The organism is Halorubrum sp. FL23 (genome assembly GCF_052439115.2).
Taxonomy (GTDB): Archaea; Halobacteriota; Halobacteria; order Halobacteriales; family Haloferacaceae; genus Halorubrum; species Halorubrum persicum.
In genome coordinates this window covers 268,515-286,674 of the sequence record NZ_JBQVRO020000002.1, presented here as the reverse complement: position 1 = coordinate 286,674, position 18,160 = coordinate 268,515, and the positions used below count along the sequence as shown (strand labels likewise).

The following is an 18,160-nucleotide window of genomic DNA, read 5'->3' as shown; positions in this document are numbered from 1 at the left end:
CGTCAGACGTGCGTCTGATAAATCCCGTTGGTCCCGCAGCCGACGTGTCAGTCGCGGAAAAACTCCTCGCGCTCGAACGGCTCGGCTTCGCCCTCGACGGCCACCACGTCGAGCGCGGTGACTTCGGCGCCGACGCCGAGCAGGCCGGCGAGGCTCGGCTCCGTCCGGCCCTCGTCGCCGGAGATCAGCTCCTTGATGTAGAGTCCGCCCTCGCCGTGGATCTCGACGGTCGCGTGTCGGGCGTCGCCGAGCTCGGCGGTCGCCTCGTACACGTCGCGCTCGCGCGTCATGCTCGCCCGGCGGTGGTCCACCCGGTTCGGGGTGTACTGCTCGACGGTCGTCCCCTCCAGCTCCCCGACCGCGGCGGCGAGCGCGTCGGCCTCGACGTCGGCGTCGAACGCCACCTGCGCGCGGTAGCGCTTCGCGGCGTCGTGCTCCTTCACGCGCTCGACCATGTCGTACGTCGCGAGTCGGAGCCCCTCGACCTCCACGGCGCCGTCGGCGAAGGCGTTGATGTCGGCCTGCAGGCGCTCCACGTCGACCCGGCGGCGCCTGGGCTCCTCGACCTCGATCACGAACGGGCGCCCGGTGCCGAGCATCAGGGCGTCCACGTCCTCGCGGCCCGCGCCGTGGAACGTCGCCTCGGTCCCGTCCATCACGTCCTCGACGATCGGCGCGGTGTACTCCTCGACGCTGTCGTCGTAGAGGTAGCCGGAGCCGCCGCAGTGGTCGCAGGGGTCGGCGCCCTGCCGTCCCGAGCCCTTACACTCCCGGCAGGGCCACTCCGTCTGGGGGATGTCGCGTTCGAGCTTCCGGTAGCGCCCGTACACGAACGTGGAGTTCACCTTGGCGTCGATCGCGTCCTCGGCCAGGTCGATCGTGAACTGCACGTCCGGGCGGTCGAAGGAGACGTCGGCGTCCGTGAGCCGACCGACCCGCTTGCCGACCTCGCGGTTGAACTCCGATTTGAACGGCTCCCCGGCGTCGTCGTCGAGCCCGGCCTCCTCGCGGAGGAGCGCCTCGTTCTCCTCGATCAGCGGCGGGGGGCGGGTGCCGACGTTGTAGGTGGCGAACTCGACGCCCTCGACCGCCTCGGCGGCGCGCTCGGCCCACTCGTCGAACTCGGTACAGCGCCCCTCACACACCCAGCAGTCCGCGGTGTCGACCGGATCGTGGTCCTCGTCGTCGCGGAGCGCGAGCGCGGTGCGCAGCGCCGACCCCCGCTCGGCGTTCGACAGCCCGAAGCTCCGGTCGGCGACGAGGCGGCCGAGACACGCGTCGCACACCGGTCCCGTTCCGGTGGCCCGCGCCGCGACCTCGAGTACGTCCATACCGTCCCCAGCGTCCCCCGTGGTAACTGTCTTACTACATCGCAGGCTGTCGACGGCAGGGCCGCGGGCGTCCCCCCGACCGCCTCCCGCCCGACTTAAGGCGGTTCGCATCGTTTCGGCGGGCGTGAACGAGTCGGCCTCGCGCGAGGAGAAGCTGGAGCTCGGCGTCGAGCTGTTGGCCCACCTCGAACACGAGGAGCTGGCGCTGCCGGCCGCGATCGACCGGATCGAGACGGTGACGACGAGCCCGTCGCTCACCCGCGAGATCCTCGACGCCGCCGAGAAGCGCGGCGTCATCGAGCGCGAGAACGCCCGGCTCCGCGTCCAGCGCGGCGGCACGTACGTGAACTACGAGAGCCAAGTGGTCCAGCGCGAAGGCGAGTTCGACTGCCGCCGCTGCGGGACGACGATCTCGACCGGCCACTTCGTGAAACTGGACGCCGGCGAGCTCGGCCCCTTCGGCTCCTCGTGTGTCCGGAAGGTCACCGGTCGCGACGGCGACGCTGAAACGGCGTAGCCGGCGGGTCCGCAACGAGCGACCGTCTCGCCATCGAAGGGGGTTCTCTCTTCGGTCACGGGACGGAACGCGGACCTGCGGTTTATAAGAGACGACAGGTGGCGGGAACAGGTCGCCAGCTCACCGAACTCGCCGCCAAGACGGACTCGCTTCGAGGTGTTCCGTCGCGGCGTCGAACTCCGAGCGCATCGCCCCGTAAAATCGCTCCCGGCCGACGGGCGTCCGGAGACAGATGATGACGGTCGCGGTCGTCACCTCGTGAACCGACAGCCGCCACGCGCTGTTCTGGTGTGTCCACGTCCCGAGAGTGGTCGCCCGATCGCCTTGCACGGTGGATTTGCCCAGCTCCCAACTCTGTCGGGTCAGGTGATCCAGCTCGAACGGGACCACGGCAGGCAACGTGGCAGCGCCCCCGCTTTCCTCTCGGTTGCTACGGACTGCCATAGCGAGGTATCCGCGATCGTTCATGAAAAATGTGTCTATCTCCCAGACCAGGCGGTGACCGCATTCGGCGCGGCGGTGCGGCAACGCGGACCGACGCTCGGTGCTGTCCACCCTCCCGTCCTCGCGCCGGGCTTGCTGCGTTCCGCGCGAACCCGTCGGCTCGCGAACCGCGTCGCGACACCCGCGGTCGTTGTTTATAAGCGTCGTCCGGTCCCTTCTCCGTCCATGACCGACGATCTCGACACGCCGGTGCTCGACAACCACCTCCACCTCGACCCGCGTCACGGGCGCGGCATCGACGCCGTCGAGGACTTCGTCCGGCTCGGCGGCACCCACCTGCTCGTGGTGAACAAACCGTCGTGGCACCTCGGCGTCGAGCCGGACGAGCCGGGCGACTTCCGAGCCGTCTTCGAGGAGACGCTCGACGCCGTCGCGGCCGCGAACGACGCCCTTCCGGGACGCGCGTGGCCCGTCCTCGGCGTCCACCCCGGCCTTATCAGTCGGCTCGTCGACGAGCGGGGGTTCTCGCCCGAGGACGCCCGCGACCTGATGCAGGGCGGGATCGAGGTCGCGGGCGAGTTCGCCGCCGACGGCGACGCGCTCGCGCTGAAGTCGGGACGCCCGCACTACGACGTGAGCGACGCGGTCTGGGACGCCTCGAACGCCGTGACGCGGCGCGCGTTCGAGCTGGGCGCCGCGCTCGACTGCGCCGTCCAGCTCCACACCGAGGCCAGCGAGGACCTCACCGATCTGGCCGCCGTCGCCGAGGAGTCCGGACTCGATCCGACCAACGTCGTGAAACACTACGCCGAGGGGCGGCTCGCGGGACCGACTCCGAGCGTGATGAGCGAGAAGGACCGCCTGCGGCGCGCGGCGGAGGCGGGCGAACCGTTCCTGATGGAGACGGACTTCGTCGACGACCCCGAGAAGCCGGGGATGGTGCTCGGCCCGAAGACGGTCCCGCGCCGCGTCCGCTGGCTGCTGGAGCAGGGGTACGACGACGCGGTCCGCACCGCCCACGTCGAGACGCCCGAGGCGGTGTACGGGATCGACACCGAGGGAACGCTGGAGGAGCCGACACCGTGAGCGATCCCCCCGCCGCCCCGCCGCCGGAGGTCCTGTTCACGGGGTTCCCCGGCTTCCTCGGCTCGGCGCTCCTCCGGCGGGTCCTCGCCCGCGGCGACGGGCCGGTAGCGTGCCTGATCCAGCCGCAGTACCGCGACCTGGCCGAGAGGCGTGCGCGGGAGATCGTCGCGGCGGTCGAGAGCGACGCTCCGGGCGAAGCGGCGGTCCACCTCTACGAGGGCGACATCACGGAACCGGACCTCGGGCTCGGGCGGGCGCTCGACGACCTGGCCCTGCTGGCGGAGGTCGGCGAGGTGTACCACCTCGCGGCGGTGTACGACCTCGGCGTCGACGCCGACCTCGCGGAGGCGGTGAACGTCCGCGGGACCCAACACGTCCTCGACGCGTGCGACCGGCTGGCGGTCGACCGCCTCCACTACGTGAGCACGTGTTACGTCAGCGGCCGGTACGACGGCGTCTTCACCGCCCGTCACCTCCGCGAGGGGCAGTCGTTCAACAACCACTACGAGGCGTCGAAGCACCGCGCGGAGGTCGCGGTGCGGGAGCGCATGGCCGACGGGCTCCCGGCGACCGTCTACCGCCCGGCGATCACCGTCGGCGACAGCCGGACCGGCGAGACCGACAAGCTCGACGGGCCGTACAACCTCCTCCGGCTGCTCACGGCCCAGCCCGAACGGCTGGCGTTCGCCTTCTCGGTCCCGGGCGCGGACGAGACCGAACTGAACGTCGTACCGCGCGACTACGTGGTCGACGCGATCGCGGAGCTGAGCGGGCGGGCGGACGCCGTCGGCGAGACGTACCAGCTCTGCGACCCCGCGCCCCTGACGGTCCCGGCGTTCGTCGCGGCGCTGAGCGACGCCGCGGGCCGCCGGACGGTGACCGTCCCGACGCCGAAGCGGGTTGCGGAGGCGGCCGCCCGCCTGCTCTCGGCCGCGGGCGTCGACGTGGAGCCGGCGACGATAGATTACTTCGACCATCCGACGCGCTATCGCTGCCCGAACGCGCGGGACGCGCTGGCCGGGACCGGCGTCTCGGTCCCCCCGTTCGAGTCGTACGTCGACCGACTCGTGGCGTTCGCCCGCGAGAACCCCGATGTCGGAGACGACCCGATGGTCTGAGTGGAGCGCGACGGGTCCGTTCCGCGGCGAGCCTCCTCAGGCAGCGACCGCCCGACCCCCCGACCGTCCGATCGGGGCCGGGGCCCGACCCGAACGCAGGACTGGAGCACGGCACCTGAATCCCGGCGTCGAGCGGGTGAGACGCCCTCTCTCGGGGCGATCGATAGGAAAGGCATTTGAGTAGTCCGGGCGACGTACAGCACATGACCGACGACGACGCCGTCGAAACGTTCTATACCGACGAACGGTGGCAGAACTGGCTCGACAGGCTCGAAGAAGAGGATTTAGACCCCGAAAACGAGGACTCCGCGCGCCTCCTCTTGAACCTCCAAGACGACGCCGCGATCGCGATCGTGAAGGTGCTCGCGGCGCTCGACGACGGGCGCATCGACGAGGACCGCGCGGTCGAGGAGATCCACACCGTCCGCGACATCGTGCTCGCCGACGTGGAGTTCGACGACGAGGACAAGGTCATGCTGATCGACGGCGTCCAGACCTCGCTCGTCCCCGTCTTCTACGCGGCCGAGGAGTACGTCGTCGGCGGCGTCGTCGAGGGCGACGTGAGCGAGTTCGTGCGCGCGGCCGCCGACGCCGAGGCCGAGGACGACCTCGACGCCGCGCTCGGCTACGTCGTGCAGGCCGGCACCCGAATCATCGACGGCGAGCCCCTCGACATCGAGCTCGTCGAGGATCTGGAGTACGGGCTCGTCTCCGAGTGGGTCAACGGGCTCGACTCCCTCCAGTCGGCCATCGAGGACCCGGAAGTCGTCGAAGAAGAGGACTGAGCGCGGCGGTCGGCCCGATTTCGCTTCTCGCGGCTCACCCCGGTTCGGTGAGCCGTCGGGCCGCCGGACCACCGGACCCGCGACCGACCAGGGCGACGGGTCCCGGCATCGCCCGGGGTGAACTGTTTTGCCCCCGCGCGACCTGCGTGTCGTATGGCGTTCCCCGCGGCCGAAACGGCGATCCTCCTGCTCGTCGTCTGGACGGCCAGTGCGTTCGTCCCGTTCGTGCCGAGCGGCGTCCTCGCGGCGCTGACCGTCGTCGGGTACGCGTACACCACCGACTTCGCCGAGCCGGGGCTCGTCCTGTTGCTGGCGCTCGTGTTCGTCTCGCTTCTGGCCTCCGTCGTGGATCTGGTGTCCGGCATGGTCTCCGGGAAGATCGGCGGCGCGTCGACGCGGACCGTCGTCGTCGGCACGCTGGTGGGGATCGCGCTCCTGCTCCCCTTGGGCCCGATCGGGTTCGTCATCGGGTTGGCCGGCACCGTCTTCGTCACCGCCCTCTACCGGAACGACGCCGATCCGGACGTTGCCGCTCGTCAGGCGGCGTACGCGGCCGTCGGCGTCCTCGCCAGCGCGTTCGTTCAGGCGGTCATGCTGGGGAGCGTCGCCGTCGTCTTCGCGATCGCCGTCTGGTGAGCTGACCCGGAGCGGTGGGTATCGCTCCGCGGTCAGGCGGCGACGGAGAACAGCAGCAGGTTGTGAGCCCCCGGCCCGAGCCCCATCGCCGCGACGAACCCGAGGAGCAGGTATCCCTCCGCCGGGGTCTCACGGACGTACGCCGCGAACAGCCAGACGACGGCGCTCGCGACCGCGAGCTTCACGAGCAGGAACACCCACCCCTCGCCGAGCACCGGGATGGGGGGGATCCAGCCGAACTCCAGCAGGATCCGCGAGACGGGCGTGCGCTCGCCGAAGCCGAGCTGGGTCGTCCCGACCGCGGTCGAGACGCCGTCGAGCGCGTGGCCGAACACCGCGAGGGCGCCGACGCCGCCGGTGATCGTAGTCTCGGGCCGGAGCCGCGTCAGGGCGGCCCAGGCGACGCCCGAGATCGGCAGGCTGAGCGCGACCGCGAGCGTCGACCAGCGAGCCCCCGTCGGCGAGAGGTCGGTCGCGAGCGCGACCGCGACGACCGGGATGAGGAGGAGCGCGCCCGACACCGCGAGGCTCTCCGCCACCCGGTCCGGACGGGCGGCGTCGGCGGCGATCCACGCCGCGCCCGCCAGCGACCCCACCGTCAGGTAGACGGTCGGCGACCCGGCGAGGGGGAAGACGAGGGCGGGGAGCGCGTCGAGGACGTAGAGGACGTGGGCCGCGGAGCCGAGCGCCATCCACGGAGCGAGCGCGAGCACGCGTCGGCCGGTGACCCGCGGGCGGCGTCGGCGGAGCGCGGCGACCACCCCGCCGGTCGCGAGCAGGACGACGACGAGGTACGGGAGGGGCGGCAGGGTCGTCCCCGCCGGGAGGAACGAGAGGAGGCCGCCGACCATCAGACGGACAGCACGGGCTGGCTGGCGTACAGGAGGACGTACTCCGCCGCCTTCCCGAGCACCTCGCCGGGGTCGCCCGAGACGGGCTCGCGCGGGACGACGATGAAGTCCGACTCGAGTTCCTCGGCGGTGTCGAGCACGACGCTCCCGGGGTGGACCGTCTTCACTTCGGTGGAGAAGCCGTAGGCGATGGAGTTGCTGTGGGGGACGCCGGCGGCCTCCGCGCGCCGCGCCACGGAGTCTGTGAACGCCTCGGTGTCGTCGGCCACGTCGTCCTCGTCCACCACGCCGTGGTCGATAGCGCGGACCACGTCCTCGTCGAGCACGTACAGGGCGTGGACGCTCGCGCCGTACTCGGCGGCGACGGCGATCGCGTAGTCGACTGCCTCGTGGGACTCCTCGCTGCCGTCCACCGACACGAGGACGAGGTCGATGTCGAGATCGGTCATACGCGACCCGTCGGCGGGGGAGGGCAAAAAGCCCGCCCTCTGCGGTCGCCGCCGCGACGACCGGGCGCGCTCATCCTCGGAACTCGGCGAGGTCGCGCTGCCCGGCCGCGCGTCGCTCGCTCGGCGGGACGTTGGTCGCGACGATCTCGTCGACCTCGTCGCGGTTTCCGGCGTCGCTGTTGATCGCGCGAGTCGCGCCCTCGATCTCGACGCGGAACCCCGCCTCCGCGTACGGCTCGTACATCACGCCGCTGTTGCTGAGGACGACCCACACGCCGGCCTCGTCGAGGTCGTTCGCGACGTCGAGCAGCCGGCGCTGGTCCTCGCGGTCGAACCCCTCGGCGCTGTACTCGTTGAAGCTCGCGGTCGCGCTCATCGGCTCGTAGGGGGGATCGAAGTAGACCAGGTCGCCCGGCTCCGCCGCGTCGAGGACGTACCCGAAGTCGCCGTTTCGGATCGTCGCGCCCGCGAGCACGTCGCTCGCACGGCGGATGCGGTCGCGTTGGACCCAGTCCGGGTTCGCGTACCGACCGACGGGGACGTTGAACCCGCCGTCGGCGTTCTCGCGGTAGAGCCCGTTGTAGCAGGTGCGGTTGAGGTACAGGAGGAGCGCGGCCTCTTCGAGCGGGTCGAACGTCCCCTCGTACGGGCGCCTGTTGAACCGCGCGCGCTGCTGGTAGTAGTAGCTCTCCACCTCGCGGCCGCGGGCCGTCTCCTCGGCGTACGGGAGCGCCGGATCCGGGTCGGCCTCCGGGTCGTCGAACGACTCCAGCCGCTCGATCAGCGCCTCGGGATCGTCGCGCACCCGCTCGTAGAAGTTCACCAGTCGCGCGTTCGCGTCGTTGACCGTCGCGTCCGGCGGTTCGAGGTCGAAGAACACGGCGCCGCCGCCGAGGAACGGCTCGTGGTAGCGACCGTGCGTCGCCGGGAACCGGGCGTACAGCTCGTCGAGGAGCTGCCGCTTCCCGCCGGCCCACTTCAGTATCGGCTCGGCCATGCGATGTCTGGAGTCGCCCGTCGCGGCGTATAAACGTCCCGGGCGTGGCTCGGACGGGGGCCGGTGCGGGTCGACGGAGCCCCTCGGCGACGGACGCGACCGGCGTCCCGCCGGTCAGTCGTCCGCGGGCTCCCCGTCCGGATCCGGGAGGTCGGCGACGTGTTCGGCCGCCTCCTCGAAGTTCGGACCGGGCTCGATCGTCCCCGCTTCCCGGTCCCACTCGATGTACCCGGCCTCCTCCAAGGCGGGGAGGTGAGACTCCCGGAGTTCGGCCGCGATCTCGTCGGCCCGACCGCGGACCTGCAGGTCCTCCACCGTCTCGACCGCTTCGTCCGCGAGGCCGGCGATGATGCGGCGATGCGCCGGCGTTGCGACGGTCTCCGTCTCCTCGGAGGCGGCGTTGTGTGTCACTACCATTGACTGTTCGTATCTACATCACCGTTTGCGACGAATAAAAGTACTGCGTGTGTGAACGGTTCGCGCCCCGCTATCGGACTCGCAGTCCGCGATGAAGCGTGTACCCGGGAACGAGGAGAAACAGGAGGGGAACCCCGGTGAGCGGATGCGCCAGCAGGGAGCCGGCCGCGAGGATCAGGTACCCCTTGTCCGGCGGCGACCACGCGGTCCGGGTCCGCATCGCGTCGAGCTCCGCGGCGAAGGCGTACAGGAACGCGCCGGCGACCGCGATCCACAGTGCGCCGCCGCCGAGCGTCGCAGGGAGGGTACCCGCCGCGTCGACGACCGCCGGGGGCACGCCCCGCCGGCCAGCCGCGTACGCCGGGTCGACCAACGCGCGGGCGATGATCGAGGCCGGCAGGTACAGCGCGGCGACGGCGACCGTCGTCCAGTAGGGGACGTTCCCCCGTCCGCCGACCGTCGGAGCACTGGTCATGCTCGGACAGTGGCGGGCGACGGTGAGAAGCCCTCCGATCGCCGGCCCGAGGCCTCTCCCCGCTTCGATCGATCCGGCGCCGTCTCGGCCGCACTTGATAGTTCTGTTACTGGTGTATGAACGACTACCATGTCACCGATTACACCGCATTAACGACCGTTTCAGACCGTTTCGTGGTGTGTCGTGTGTGAATGAGTCTCAAAACATATTTGCGATATGAAAGGTATTTATCGCCCGGCGACCTACGCGTGTCTATGCAACCAATGAAAGACGGGCTCACGGCCGCCGGCCAGGCGCCGGGTCCCAACGTCTCGCCCGACGGCAGCGTCCGCGTCTCGTTCGCGTTCCTCGCTGTCGTCGCGCTGGGCGTCCTCGTGGCCGCCTACCCGCTCGCCTCGCTCGCCGTCCTGACCGCGGTCGTCGCGCTCGCGGCCATGGCGCGCTCGTTCGTCCGGGACGTCGCCCCCGAGACGGTCGGCCGCGTCAGTCTCCCCGGACTGGGCACGGTCGAGTACCGCTTCACCCGGGGGTAACGGCGCGGCGACGGGGAACTGACGACCGCACAGCCGTCAGCCGACCGGCGATCGAACGCCTTCTTCTCCGACTCGCCCGCGACTCAGATCCCGTCGGCGACTCGTTCGCCCACGTCGAGCCCGTTCGCGAGCGCGGCGTGGAGCCGCCCCTCGCCCGCGACCCAGTCGCCGAGGAGGAACAGTCCCTCACGTCGGGCGGCGTCGATCGGCCCCTCAGCGACTCCCGACTCCGGCTGCGCGTACCGCCACCCCTGGTGATCCGTCCACGCGGGGTCCGCGAGTCGGTCGTCGCCGACGATCTCGGCCGCGTGTTCGGCCAACGCCGCGACGTTTTCGGCGGCGTCCGCATCGTAGTGGTCGACCGACCAGTCGTGGTTCGCCTGCACGACGAGCAGGCTCTCGCCGTCGGGGACGTGGCCGGGCTTGCACTCCTCGCGGGAGAGCCAGCCGACCGCGTGCGCCTTGTCGGTGTTGACGAGGCCGTAGTAGGGCGCGTCCAGCGGGAAGCGGTAGTGCAGCACCGCGGTCCAGACGGTGCGGTACGCCACGTCGCCGACCGCGTCGACGAGCGCCTCGCGGATGACCGAGTCCCACTCCGCGTCTCGGAGGAGGTCCGCGGTCTGTGGCGCCGGGGGATTCAACAGCAGGGCGTCGAACGGTCCCCTCGTCTCGCCGTCGGCGTCCTCGACCTCCCAGCGCTCTCCGACTCGCCTGACCGTCTCGATCCGCGTCCGGCGGTGGACCGTCGCGTCGGTCCGACCGAACAGCCGCTTCGCGATCTGGGTGAGCCCCCGTCGGTAGCTCCACTTGTGCTCGTCCGCCTCGCGGCCGGGTGAGACGTCGCCGGCGGCGTCAAACACATGGACGGGCTCCGCGATCTCGACGAGCCCCTCGTCGTCGAGCGTCTCCGTGATCAGCTCGACGACGCGCTCGTCGTCGGCCTTCAGGTAGTTCGCGCCGTAGTCGTACGTCAGCTCGCCGTCGCGACGGGTCGCCGCGCGGCCACAGAGGCCGCCCGACTTCTCGAAAACCGTCACGTCCGCGTCCGGGACCGCGCCGTCGACGGCGAACGCCGCGGCCGCCGCCCCCGCGCCCGCGCCGACGATGCCGATGTGTGTCACGATCACTGGAAGGGAGCGAAGCCACTTAACCGGTCGCTCGGGGAGCCCCGGCCGCCGGAGTCGACCCGCTCACCCCCCGTCGGGACCGACGACCATCACCGGCGACGAGGCGCCACGCTGAACCCGAATCGGGACGCGCTCGGGGTTGACGAACCGGTCCAGTCCGCTCCGTCGCGCGGAGCCGACGACGATGAGGTCGGCGTCGTGTGCCGCGGCGAAGTCGAGCACCTCCTCGTGGGGGGTGCCGTAGCGGAACCACTTCTCGACGTCCACCCCGGTCGCTGCCCCGCGTTCCGCGGCGCCCTCGACGAGCCGCTCGCCGGTGCGCTCGCGCCGCTCGACGACCACGTCCCACCCCACGGCGGTGTCGACGACGAACAGCGCGTCGACCGTCGCGCCGTGAGCCGCCGCGAGTTCGACACCCGTCTCGACCGCCGCCTGCCCCGCCTCGTCGTCGCGGGTGACGACGAGGACGCGATCGAAACGGTCGGCGACGGCGGCGCCGTCGTCGGCGGTCAGCGACTCGGCGGTCCCATCGGCGGCGGTCGGCGATTCGGCGGTCCCGTCGGCGGTGTCTCGTTCGGCGGACATGGATACGTGTTCTCGGCGGCTCCGGGTCTCGGAGGCCGCGCTCTCGGCTCCACGTTGCGCTGCGGGCGACTTAACGATTTTTGACAGGATAAACGATTATCATCATCTATCGGCCTTTGTGTCTTGTTTGTCAATATCTTGTCTTAGATGCCTCCTGAACACCCAGTCGACAGCGATGTAACCGATCATTAGGTGATCTGTCCGCGGTCGGATCCGGAGTGTCCTCGTGCGCCGGTCGGGCGCCGCGCCGCCGACGAGGGGGCAAGAACCTCCCCGACGGCGCGTTTTATCTCCGAGTGTCGACAGCGTCCGAACACGAATCGCCGGTGCGGCGGCCGGACCGGCCTCTGAGGCACCCATGAACCACGACACGATCGGTCGCGAGGCCGACGGTGACGATGGCTGACGACGACGCTCCCTCGGCCACCCCCGATGCCGACGGCGGCGACGGCCTCGACTACGCCGGGCGCGCGGCGGACGCCCTCGGCTTCTCGCGCTGGTGGCAGATCGTCGCCGCGGCGGGGATGATGGCCGCGGTCAGCCCCTACCAGTACGTCTGGTCGTCGATCGAACAGCCGCTGGCCGAGCGCCTCGACATCGCTCTGCCGGCGCTCGGCGCGGTGTTCTCCTTCTACGTCGTGTTCCAGTCGCTCTCGCAGTTCCCCGCCGGGAAGTGGCGCGACAGCCGCGGGCCGGGCGCGCTCACGTTCCTCGCCGCCCTGCTCGCCGGCGGCGGGTACATCGGGCTCGCGTACGCGACGAGCCTCTGGCAGCTGTACCTGCTGTACTCGCTCGGCGCGATCGGCGTGGGGATCGTGTACACGGTCGCGGTCAACACCGCCGTCAAGTGGTTCCCCGACCGGACGGGACTGACGACGGGCGTCGGCACGATGGCGTTCGCGGCCGGGAGCGCGCTCGTGGTGCCCTACGTGCGCGCGAACGCCACCGTCGCGGCCTACGGGGACGTCCTCCGAAACATCGGGATCGGGATTCTGGTCGTGACGCTCGTCGGCTCGTTCCTCCTCCGGGACCCGCCGAAGGGCTGGCTGGACCGCGTGGACGATGCCGACGGCGACGACGAGGGGGTCGCCGCGTCGATCCGCGGCCACAACTACTCGACGCGGGAGATGCTCTCGACGTGGCAGTTCTGGCTGCTGTACGCGATGTTCATCGCGATGGCGAGCGCCGACCTCATCGTCATCGCGAACGTGGTTCGGTTCGCGGAGAACTTCGGGCTCGCGGCGCTCATCGCCACGCTCTCCGCGACGCTTCTCCCCGTCGCCGCAGGGGTCTCGCGGCTGATCCTCGGCGAGGCGATCGACCGGTTCAGCCGGAAGCGCGTGATGGCGGGATCGTTCCTCCTCGCCGGGGCGTTCCGGATCGGGCTGGTGGGCGCCGGCGAGGCGGGCAACGGCGCCGTCTTCGTCGCGTTCGTCCTCGGCGCGATGTTCTTCTCCTCGCCGCTGTACGTCTACTTCCCGTCGCTCCTGGCGGACTACTACGGCGCGGCCAACTCCTCCGGCAACTACGCGGTCCTCTACACCGCGAAGGTCGGCGGCGGGGTGTTCGCCGGCACCGTGACCGGCTACCTCGTCGCGACCGCCGGCTGGGTTCCGACGTTCGCGCTCGGCGGCGGGCTCGCGATCGCCGCGGGGGTGGCGGCGCTCCTGCTCCGACCGCCGAGCGGCTCCGGGTTGGTGACGGACTCGGCGGCCGCGGCCGAGTAGGCCGCCGACCGATTCGCTCTCGGGTGGTGGCCGTGACGCGCTCCGCTACGCCTCGGCCATCGCGCGCTCGATCCGGCGCTTCAGACCGTCGAGCCGGTCGCCGACCGCGCCGACGGTCGCCAGCACGGGGTACGTCGTCGAGAGGTCCTGATAGAGGTAGGTGGGAATGTCGATATCGCCGTCGATCGCGAGCTCTCGCTCGTTCGACGCGTGCTCCCGCTGGCGGCGCGCGGCGATCACGGACATCTCAATAGGGCTCCGGAGCGGCGCCCGTCGGCCGCGGTCAGCCCACGCCCCTCGCGAGCGACCCCAGCACCGGGAGCCCGAGGGCGCTGGCGACGGTGACGTAGACGACGGGGCGCATCTCGGGGACGACCGCCGCCGCGGGGCCGAGCGCGACGGCGAAGGCGACGAGCGCGAGCACCCCCGCGACGAGCGCGTACCCGACACCGCGGCGGACGGTCGGAGCCACGAGCGCGGCGGCCGCGCCAGCGGCGACGAGCCCGAGCCAGTGGACGGACGCGAGCGCGACGCCGGCGGCGAGCGCGACGCCGAGCGAGACGGCGTGCGTCCGGGGGTCGGTCCGAATCCGGGCGAGGAGCCCGTCCGAGTCGGTCACGACGACTCACCCTCGAACGCGACCGTCGCTCCGGTCTCGCCCGCCTCGTCGCCGGCGGTGCCGTCGCCGCCGACCGGCATCGGCTTCTGGTCGTTCTCCAGCCACGCCCGGAGCTGGTCGTCGTAGTGGGCGGAGAAGAAGTCGCCGGAGTTGCCGCCCGGGATCACCGCCGTGGCGTCGGTCCCCGGGCGGACGACCATCCGCCAGCTCGACCCCACCGCGTCGTCGACCCGGTAGTTCATCACCGTGGCCCGGGAGCCGTCGGCCGGGAGCTCGTCGTAGTTCAGAAACGGTGCCTCGCCGCCGAGCGGGTGGGTTATCGACCGCGTGGAGTTCCAGTCGCCGTACACCTCCCAGCCGGCGTCGTCGATCGCCGCGAGCGACGCTTCCAGCGCCGCGACCATGGTCTCCGCGCGCGAGCGGTCGTCGAAGACCGGGTCGTCCGCGGACAGCGTCGCGAGCACCCAGTCGTTCGGGTGGTACGTCTCGTCGAGGTCGACCGCGTCGAACGTCGGCTCGAAGGCGAGCCGGCGGAACCGGGCGAGCCACCGCGCGAACACGAGCGCGGCGCGGGAGTCGCTCTCCATCCGGTAGTCCCAGTCGGCGAGGGCGTCGGCCGCCGCGACGGCGCGGTCCGACGGGTCACCGGCGGCCGCCTCGACCGCCGCGACCAGGTCGGGGACCAACTGGGCCGCGCGCCCGTCTCGCACGTCTCGCTGGAGCGCGCGGTGGAACGCCGGGTCGGTCGGCTCGCCCGACGCGACCGCGTCGTCGAGCCGGTCGGCGATCCGCATCCCGCGATAGGGGGTCGCGTACGCGACGCCGACGTAGTGTCGCGGGTCGTCGATCACGCGCTGGTTCGCGGTCGAGAGCACGTCCGGGTCGATCGCGTGGGGCTTCTCCTCGAAGGGGACGAACCCGTCCCACGAGGACCGCCCGAACGGCTCGAACCCCGTCCACTCCCCCTCGCCCGCCGAGCCGTCGAAGATCCGGTCGCCGGGAACGACCTCGCCGTCGACCTCGCGGATCGGGAGCTTCCCGGTCGCGTAGTACAGCGTCCGCCCGTCGGCGTCGGCGTACACGAGGTTCTGGGTCGGGAGGTCGAACTTCCGCGTGGCCGCGAGCGCGTCGTCGACCCCCGCGCTGCGTCCCAGCTCCTCGATCGCGACCGTGGTTCGGGTCGCGGTGTGGCCGGTCCACGCGACGCCGACCCGCCGCTCCTCCCGCTCGATCAGGGGGCCGTGGACCGTGCGCTTCACTTCGATCCGGCGGTCCTCGCCGCCGGACACCGGGATCGTGCGCGTCTCGGAGTCGAACTCGCGCCACTCGCCGTCGTACCAGTAGCGCTCGCCCGCGTCGTCGATCTCGTAGCGGTAACAGTCGAGCACGTCGGCGCCGACGTTGGTGAACGACCACGTGCCGCGGTCGTTGGCGCCCGCGATGACGAACGGCACCCCGGGGAACGTCGCGCCTCGGACGGACCGCTCCGGGGTCTCGACCCACTGTTCGTACCACAGGGGCGGGGCCATCAGCGACAGGTGCGGGTCGTACGCGAGGATCGGCGTCCCGCTCGCGGTGTGCTCGCCGGAGACGACCCAGCTGTTCGACCCGACCCCGGTCGGGGACTCGAACCCGGAGAGCCACGCCGTCAGGTCGGCGTCGACGGGGTCCGAGGCTCTCGCCCGCTTCCGTTCGGCGCCGGCGCCGCGGTCGGCGGCGTCGCCGCCCAGTCGCTCCTCGTCCCCGTCGAGGATCGTCGCGTCGTGGTCGAGGCGCCGGGGGAACAGGTCGGCCGCTCGGTCGGCACCGAGCCGCTGGGCGACGACCGCCCGGCGGAGCTCCGAGAAGTCGCCGGTGAGCGTCCACGAGATCTGCTTCTCCATCAGCATCGAGTCGACGGGCGTCCACGGGCGCGGCTCGTAACCGACCAGCGCGAACTCGAGCGGGAGCGGCTCGGCGTCGATCGCGGCGTTGACGCCGTCGGCGAACGCCTCGACCAGCGGGCCCGCGGGGGTCTCGCGCACCAGGTCCCACGTGGCCTCGGCGGCCTCGGCGAACCCCATCGCGACGTGGAACTCGTCGCTCTCGACGGTCGACTCGCCGACCGCCTCGGAGAGGCGCCCGCGCATCACCCGCCGCTGGAGGTCCATCGCGAAGAGCCGGTCGAACGCCTGGAGGTAGCCGACCGCGAAGTACGCCGCGGCCTCGTCGTCGGCCGCGACGCGCGGGACGCCGTACCCGTCGACCCGCACGCTCGCGTCGCCGTGCGGGCTCGAAACGGTCTCGGGGAGCGACCGGTCGGCCGCCTCCCACGCCTCGCCGGAGAGCGGCGCGAACGAGTCGAGCAGGTCGGCCGCGGACGAGGTCGCGACCGCCCCGGTGCCGGCCGCCAGCGCGGCGCCGAGGACGGCGCGGCGGGTGGTGTCGTTCGTCACGCCGTCACTCAGCCGCCGATCGCTCATTATTATTCCGGTGAATCGGGTGGCGGACGGGAAACGCACATCCGTGCGCCGCCCCTACGGTCGCGCGATGGAGGTCGCGCTGATCACGGTCGGCGACGAACTGCTCGCGGGCGACACGGTGAACACGAACGCCAACTGGCTCGCCGCGGAGCTGAGCGACCGCGGCGTCGCCGTGAAGCGGATCCTCTCGGTGCCGGACGATCGGGCCGTCATCGCGGAGCACGCTCGGGCGTACGCCGACGCGTTCGACGCCGTGATCGTCACCGGCGGGATCGGCGGCACCCCGGACGACGTGACGATGGAGGCGGTGGCCGACGCGTTCGACCGCGAGCTGGCCCCGACCGACCTGACCCGCGAGGCGGTCGAGCGCCACCTGGCCGAGATCCGCGAGCGGCTCCCCGACAGCGACGTCGACGTGGACGTTGAGGCGGAGGCCGCGATCCCGGCCGGGAGCCGCCCGCTGCTGAACGACCCCGGGCTCGCGCCGGGCTGCGTCCTCGAAGGGGTCTACGTCATGCCGGGGATCCCCGAGGAGCTGCAGGCGATGTTCGAATCGGTCGCCGACGAGTTCGCGGGCGACCGGCAGTCGCGGTTCCTCTACACCGTCGAGCCCGAGGCGGACATCGTTCCCGCGCTGGAGGCCGCCGGCGAGCGCTTCGACGTCGCCGTCGGCTGTTACCCGGACCGCGAGGGGGGGCACAACCGCCTGAAGGTGACCGCGACCGACGAGCGCGCGCTCGACGAGGCGGCGGCGTGGCTCCTGGCGAACGTGAACGCGAGCGAAACGCCGGTTCACCGCGACTGGGGCGACGAGTGACAGGCACCCCGCGTGCTGGGTTTCTTGAGTCCGGCGCCGGTATGGTAACACGAGACACTCACGGAGTCACGATGCCGACGACCCCTGCCGCCGGAGCGAACGGTACGAACGGAGGGCGCGTCCCGCCGGAACGGCGCCGCCACTCGGAGCGACGCGGCTCGGCGCTCGCCCGACGATGACGGGCAGCCTGCGCGGCTTCTTCGACGAGATCGACGCCCCGAGCCGGTCGCTCGTGGTCGTCAACCGGACCGAGCCGCAGCCGGTTCGGAACCTGCTCGACGCCTTGCTGGAGGACCAGTCGGTCGCGATCAGCGAGCGCGACCTCCCGGAGACGGACACGGATGTCGTTCTCCTCATCGAAGACGAGGAGGTTATCGCCCGCTCCGCGCTCGACGAACTGCTCGAATCGGTCCTGCTGATCAACTCCGATCTGTACAAGACCGGCGCGGTCGATCTCGACGAGATCGCGCTTCCGGACGTGCTCGCAGGGCTCGACGAGGTCCCCTTCCGACTCCGCGGCTACCCCCACTCGAACAAGGAGAAGCTGCTGTTGATCGTCGTCTCCCGGGTGATCGAGCGGATCGCGGCCGAGACCGGCGGCGGGACGCTCAGGGCGTCCTTCCAGCGTCTCTCACGGCTGGAGGACGAACGCGGCACCCGCGACGTGTACGAGGCCGTCGGCGACGCCGGCGTCGACGTCCACGTCTACGGGGTCGGCGACGCCGACCCCGGGGCGACGCTCCCGGTGACGGTCCACCAGGGCCGGTCGTACCCCTACCGCCGGTCGTGGTTCGTCGTCTTCACCCCGCCGCCGGCGGCCGACGCGGGCCGCCACGCCGCGCTCGTCGCCCTGGAAGACGAGCCGAACGTGTGGGACGGGTTCTGGACGTTCCGCCCGGAGCTGGTCGCTCGGATCGAACGCCACATCGCGACGGCGCTGTGAGGCGGGGACTGACGGGACGAGGGGCCGCCGCTCACCGGCGTACGGGTCGCCGGTGGTCGTGTGGAGCAAACGGTAGCCGCGGTCGGCCAGCGTGTCGGGGTACTGCACGCGCAGGACCGAGAGCAGCCGCGCCCGGTACGATCGCGCTCGCGTTCGGACCGCCTCGCGCGTCGCCTCGTTCATCGGCGGCAGCTCGGGCCGCCACGGCGTAACGTCGGCCCGTTCCGTCCGGCGTTTATTA

The 18,160-nt window shown here is 71.4% G+C and carries 20 protein-coding genes and 1 pseudogene; 9 read left to right on the top strand and 12 right to left on the bottom strand.

All coding sequences use genetic code 11. The features are described from left to right. Positions 1-47: 47 nt before the first annotated feature. Positions 48-1,331 carry a tRNA pseudouridine(54/55) synthase Pus10 gene (locus ACT4MF_RS03625; RefSeq protein ID WP_444681767.1) on the bottom strand — a complete coding sequence of 428 codons (1,284 nt, stop codon included), beginning with the start codon at positions 1,329-1,331 and terminating at the stop codon, positions 48-50. Positions 1,332-1,455: 124 nt separating this feature from the next. Here ACT4MF_RS03625 and ACT4MF_RS03620 point away from each other — a divergent pair, with 124 nt between their 5' ends. Then, positions 1,456-1,848 carry a DUF5830 family protein gene (locus ACT4MF_RS03620; RefSeq protein ID WP_444681766.1) on the top strand — a complete coding sequence of 131 codons (393 nt, stop codon included), beginning with the start codon at positions 1,456-1,458 and terminating at the stop codon, positions 1,846-1,848. Positions 1,849-1,968: 120 nt separating this feature from the next. Here the strand turns inward: ACT4MF_RS03620 and ACT4MF_RS03615 are convergent, their stop codons facing one another. Continuing rightward, the gene (locus ACT4MF_RS03615; protein WP_444681765.1) at positions 1,969-2,292 is read right to left on the bottom strand and encodes a hypothetical protein; all 324 of its coding nucleotides are present in this window, start codon (positions 2,290-2,292) and stop codon (positions 1,969-1,971) included. Between the two features lie 225 nt (positions 2,293-2,517). Between ACT4MF_RS03615 and ACT4MF_RS03610 the strand changes: the two genes are divergently transcribed. From ACT4MF_RS03610 to ACT4MF_RS03595, 4 genes are all read left to right on the top strand, one after another. Next, entirely contained in the window at positions 2,518-3,378 is an 861-nt protein-coding gene (locus tag ACT4MF_RS03610) for a TatD family hydrolase (RefSeq protein ID WP_444681764.1), read from the top strand. Next, positions 3,375-4,496: an SDR family oxidoreductase gene (locus tag ACT4MF_RS03605; RefSeq protein WP_444681763.1), complete on the top strand. Its 1,122-nt coding sequence runs from the start codon at positions 3,375-3,377 to the stop codon at positions 4,494-4,496. Before ACT4MF_RS03610 ends, ACT4MF_RS03605 begins: the two co-directional genes overlap by 4 nt. A gap of 203 nt (positions 4,497-4,699) precedes the next feature. Next, positions 4,700-5,281: a DUF2150 family protein gene (locus ACT4MF_RS03600; protein WP_444681762.1), complete on the top strand. Its 582-nt coding sequence runs from the start codon at positions 4,700-4,702 to the stop codon at positions 5,279-5,281. A 153-nt stretch (positions 5,282-5,434) separates the two neighbouring features. Beyond that, entirely contained in the window at positions 5,435-5,917 is a 483-nt protein-coding gene (locus ACT4MF_RS03595) for a DUF456 domain-containing protein (RefSeq protein ID WP_444681761.1), read from the top strand. 32 nt (positions 5,918-5,949) lie between these two features. Here the strand turns inward: ACT4MF_RS03595 and ACT4MF_RS03590 are convergent, their stop codons facing one another. From ACT4MF_RS03590 to ACT4MF_RS03570, 5 genes are all read right to left on the bottom strand, one after another. After that, positions 5,950-6,768: a DUF63 family protein gene (locus ACT4MF_RS03590; protein WP_099255547.1), complete on the bottom strand. Its 819-nt coding sequence runs from the start codon at positions 6,766-6,768 to the stop codon at positions 5,950-5,952. Further along, a complete protein-coding gene (locus tag ACT4MF_RS03585; protein ID WP_444681760.1) occupies positions 6,768-7,217 on the bottom strand; it encodes a universal stress protein in 450 nt (149 codons plus the stop codon). Before ACT4MF_RS03585 ends, ACT4MF_RS03590 begins: the two co-directional genes overlap by 1 nt. Before the next feature lie 70 nt (positions 7,218-7,287). Beyond that, positions 7,288-8,214: a DNA adenine methylase gene (locus ACT4MF_RS03580; RefSeq protein ID WP_444681759.1), complete on the bottom strand. Its 927-nt coding sequence runs from the start codon at positions 8,212-8,214 to the stop codon at positions 7,288-7,290. A gap of 114 nt (positions 8,215-8,328) precedes the next feature. Then, a complete protein-coding gene (locus ACT4MF_RS03575) occupies positions 8,329-8,631 on the bottom strand; it encodes a DUF7344 domain-containing protein (RefSeq protein WP_444681758.1) in 303 nt (100 codons plus the stop codon). Between the two features lie 70 nt (positions 8,632-8,701). Next, entirely contained in the window at positions 8,702-9,106 is a 405-nt protein-coding gene (locus ACT4MF_RS03570) for an abortive infection protein (protein ID WP_444681757.1), read from the bottom strand. Between the two features lie 254 nt (positions 9,107-9,360). On the opposite strand from ACT4MF_RS03570, the gene ACT4MF_RS03565 reads away from it, so the two are divergent. Beyond that, positions 9,361-9,639, top strand: a complete 279-nt coding sequence (locus ACT4MF_RS03565; protein WP_444681756.1) for a hypothetical protein — start codon at positions 9,361-9,363, stop codon at positions 9,637-9,639. An 83-nt stretch (positions 9,640-9,722) separates the two neighbouring features. On the opposite strand, the gene ACT4MF_RS03560 is transcribed toward ACT4MF_RS03565, so the two are convergent. Beyond that, positions 9,723-10,760 carry an NAD(P)/FAD-dependent oxidoreductase gene (locus ACT4MF_RS03560; protein WP_444681755.1) on the bottom strand — a complete coding sequence of 346 codons (1,038 nt, stop codon included), beginning with the start codon at positions 10,758-10,760 and terminating at the stop codon, positions 9,723-9,725. 69 nt (positions 10,761-10,829) lie between these two features. After that, complete coding sequence (locus tag ACT4MF_RS03555) at positions 10,830-11,351, bottom strand: universal stress protein (RefSeq protein WP_444681754.1); 522 nt, start codon at positions 11,349-11,351, stop codon at positions 10,830-10,832. Positions 11,352-11,749: 398 nt separating this feature from the next. Here ACT4MF_RS03555 and ACT4MF_RS03550 point away from each other — a divergent pair, with 398 nt between their 5' ends. Continuing rightward, complete coding sequence (locus tag ACT4MF_RS03550) at positions 11,750-13,078, top strand: OFA family MFS transporter (RefSeq protein WP_444681753.1); 1,329 nt, start codon at positions 11,750-11,752, stop codon at positions 13,076-13,078. A gap of 45 nt (positions 13,079-13,123) precedes the next feature. Here ACT4MF_RS03550 and ACT4MF_RS03545 read toward each other — a convergent pair. The 3 genes and pseudogenes from ACT4MF_RS03545 to ACT4MF_RS03535 all read right to left on the bottom strand — a co-directional run. Continuing rightward, positions 13,124-13,315, bottom strand: a pseudogene (locus ACT4MF_RS03545) (DUF7260 family protein); the annotation flags it as partial. Between the two features lie 46 nt (positions 13,316-13,361). Next, entirely contained in the window at positions 13,362-13,697 is a 336-nt protein-coding gene (locus ACT4MF_RS03540) for a hypothetical protein (protein WP_099255539.1), read from the bottom strand. Continuing rightward, positions 13,694-16,132 carry a penicillin acylase family protein gene (locus tag ACT4MF_RS03535; RefSeq protein ID WP_444681752.1) on the bottom strand — a complete coding sequence of 813 codons (2,439 nt, stop codon included), beginning with the start codon at positions 16,130-16,132 and terminating at the stop codon, positions 13,694-13,696. Before ACT4MF_RS03535 ends, ACT4MF_RS03540 begins: the two co-directional genes overlap by 4 nt. A 94-nt stretch (positions 16,133-16,226) precedes the next feature. Between ACT4MF_RS03535 and ACT4MF_RS03530 the strand changes: the two genes are divergently transcribed. Beyond that, positions 16,227-16,976 carry a competence/damage-inducible protein A gene (locus ACT4MF_RS03530; protein WP_444681829.1) on the top strand — a complete coding sequence of 250 codons (750 nt, stop codon included), beginning with the start codon at positions 16,227-16,229 and terminating at the stop codon, positions 16,974-16,976. Between the two features lie 175 nt (positions 16,977-17,151). After that, positions 17,152-17,919, top strand: a complete 768-nt coding sequence (locus ACT4MF_RS03525; RefSeq protein ID WP_099255537.1) for a DICT sensory domain-containing protein — start codon at positions 17,152-17,154, stop codon at positions 17,917-17,919. The last annotated feature ends 241 nt before the right edge of the window (positions 17,920-18,160 follow it).

Coding starts and splice junctions, on each gene's coding strand:
- ACT4MF_RS03625 (WP_444681767.1), bottom strand. CDS start 1,331: ATGGACGTACTCGAGGTCGCGGCGCGGGCCACCGGAACGGGACCGGTG.
- ACT4MF_RS03615 (WP_444681765.1), bottom strand. CDS start 2,292: ATGGCAGTCCGTAGCAACCGAGAGGAAAGCGGGGGCGCTGCCACGTTG.
- ACT4MF_RS03610 (WP_444681764.1), top strand. CDS start 2,518: ATGACCGACGATCTCGACACGCCGGTGCTCGACAACCACCTCCACCTC.
- ACT4MF_RS03600 (WP_444681762.1), top strand. CDS start 4,700: ATGACCGACGACGACGCCGTCGAAACGTTCTATACCGACGAACGGTGG.
- ACT4MF_RS03595 (WP_444681761.1), top strand. CDS start 5,435: ATGGCGTTCCCCGCGGCCGAAACGGCGATCCTCCTGCTCGTCGTCTGG.
- ACT4MF_RS03590 (WP_099255547.1), bottom strand. CDS start 6,768: ATGGTCGGCGGCCTCCTCTCGTTCCTCCCGGCGGGGACGACCCTGCCG.
- ACT4MF_RS03585 (WP_444681760.1), bottom strand. CDS start 7,217: ATGACCGATCTCGACATCGACCTCGTCCTCGTGTCGGTGGACGGCAGC.
- ACT4MF_RS03580 (WP_444681759.1), bottom strand. CDS start 8,214: ATGGCCGAGCCGATACTGAAGTGGGCCGGCGGGAAGCGGCAGCTCCTC.
- ACT4MF_RS03575 (WP_444681758.1), bottom strand. CDS start 8,631: ATGGTAGTGACACACAACGCCGCCTCCGAGGAGACGGAGACCGTCGCA.
- ACT4MF_RS03570 (WP_444681757.1), bottom strand. CDS start 9,106: ATGACCAGTGCTCCGACGGTCGGCGGACGGGGGAACGTCCCCTACTGG.
- ACT4MF_RS03565 (WP_444681756.1), top strand. CDS start 9,361: ATGCAACCAATGAAAGACGGGCTCACGGCCGCCGGCCAGGCGCCGGGT.
- ACT4MF_RS03555 (WP_444681754.1), bottom strand. CDS start 11,351: ATGTCCGCCGAACGAGACACCGCCGACGGGACCGCCGAATCGCCGACC.
- ACT4MF_RS03550 (WP_444681753.1), top strand. CDS start 11,750: ATGGCTGACGACGACGCTCCCTCGGCCACCCCCGATGCCGACGGCGGC.
- ACT4MF_RS03530 (WP_444681829.1), top strand. CDS start 16,227: ATGGAGGTCGCGCTGATCACGGTCGGCGACGAACTGCTCGCGGGCGAC.
- ACT4MF_RS03525 (WP_099255537.1), top strand. CDS start 17,152: ATGACGGGCAGCCTGCGCGGCTTCTTCGACGAGATCGACGCCCCGAGC.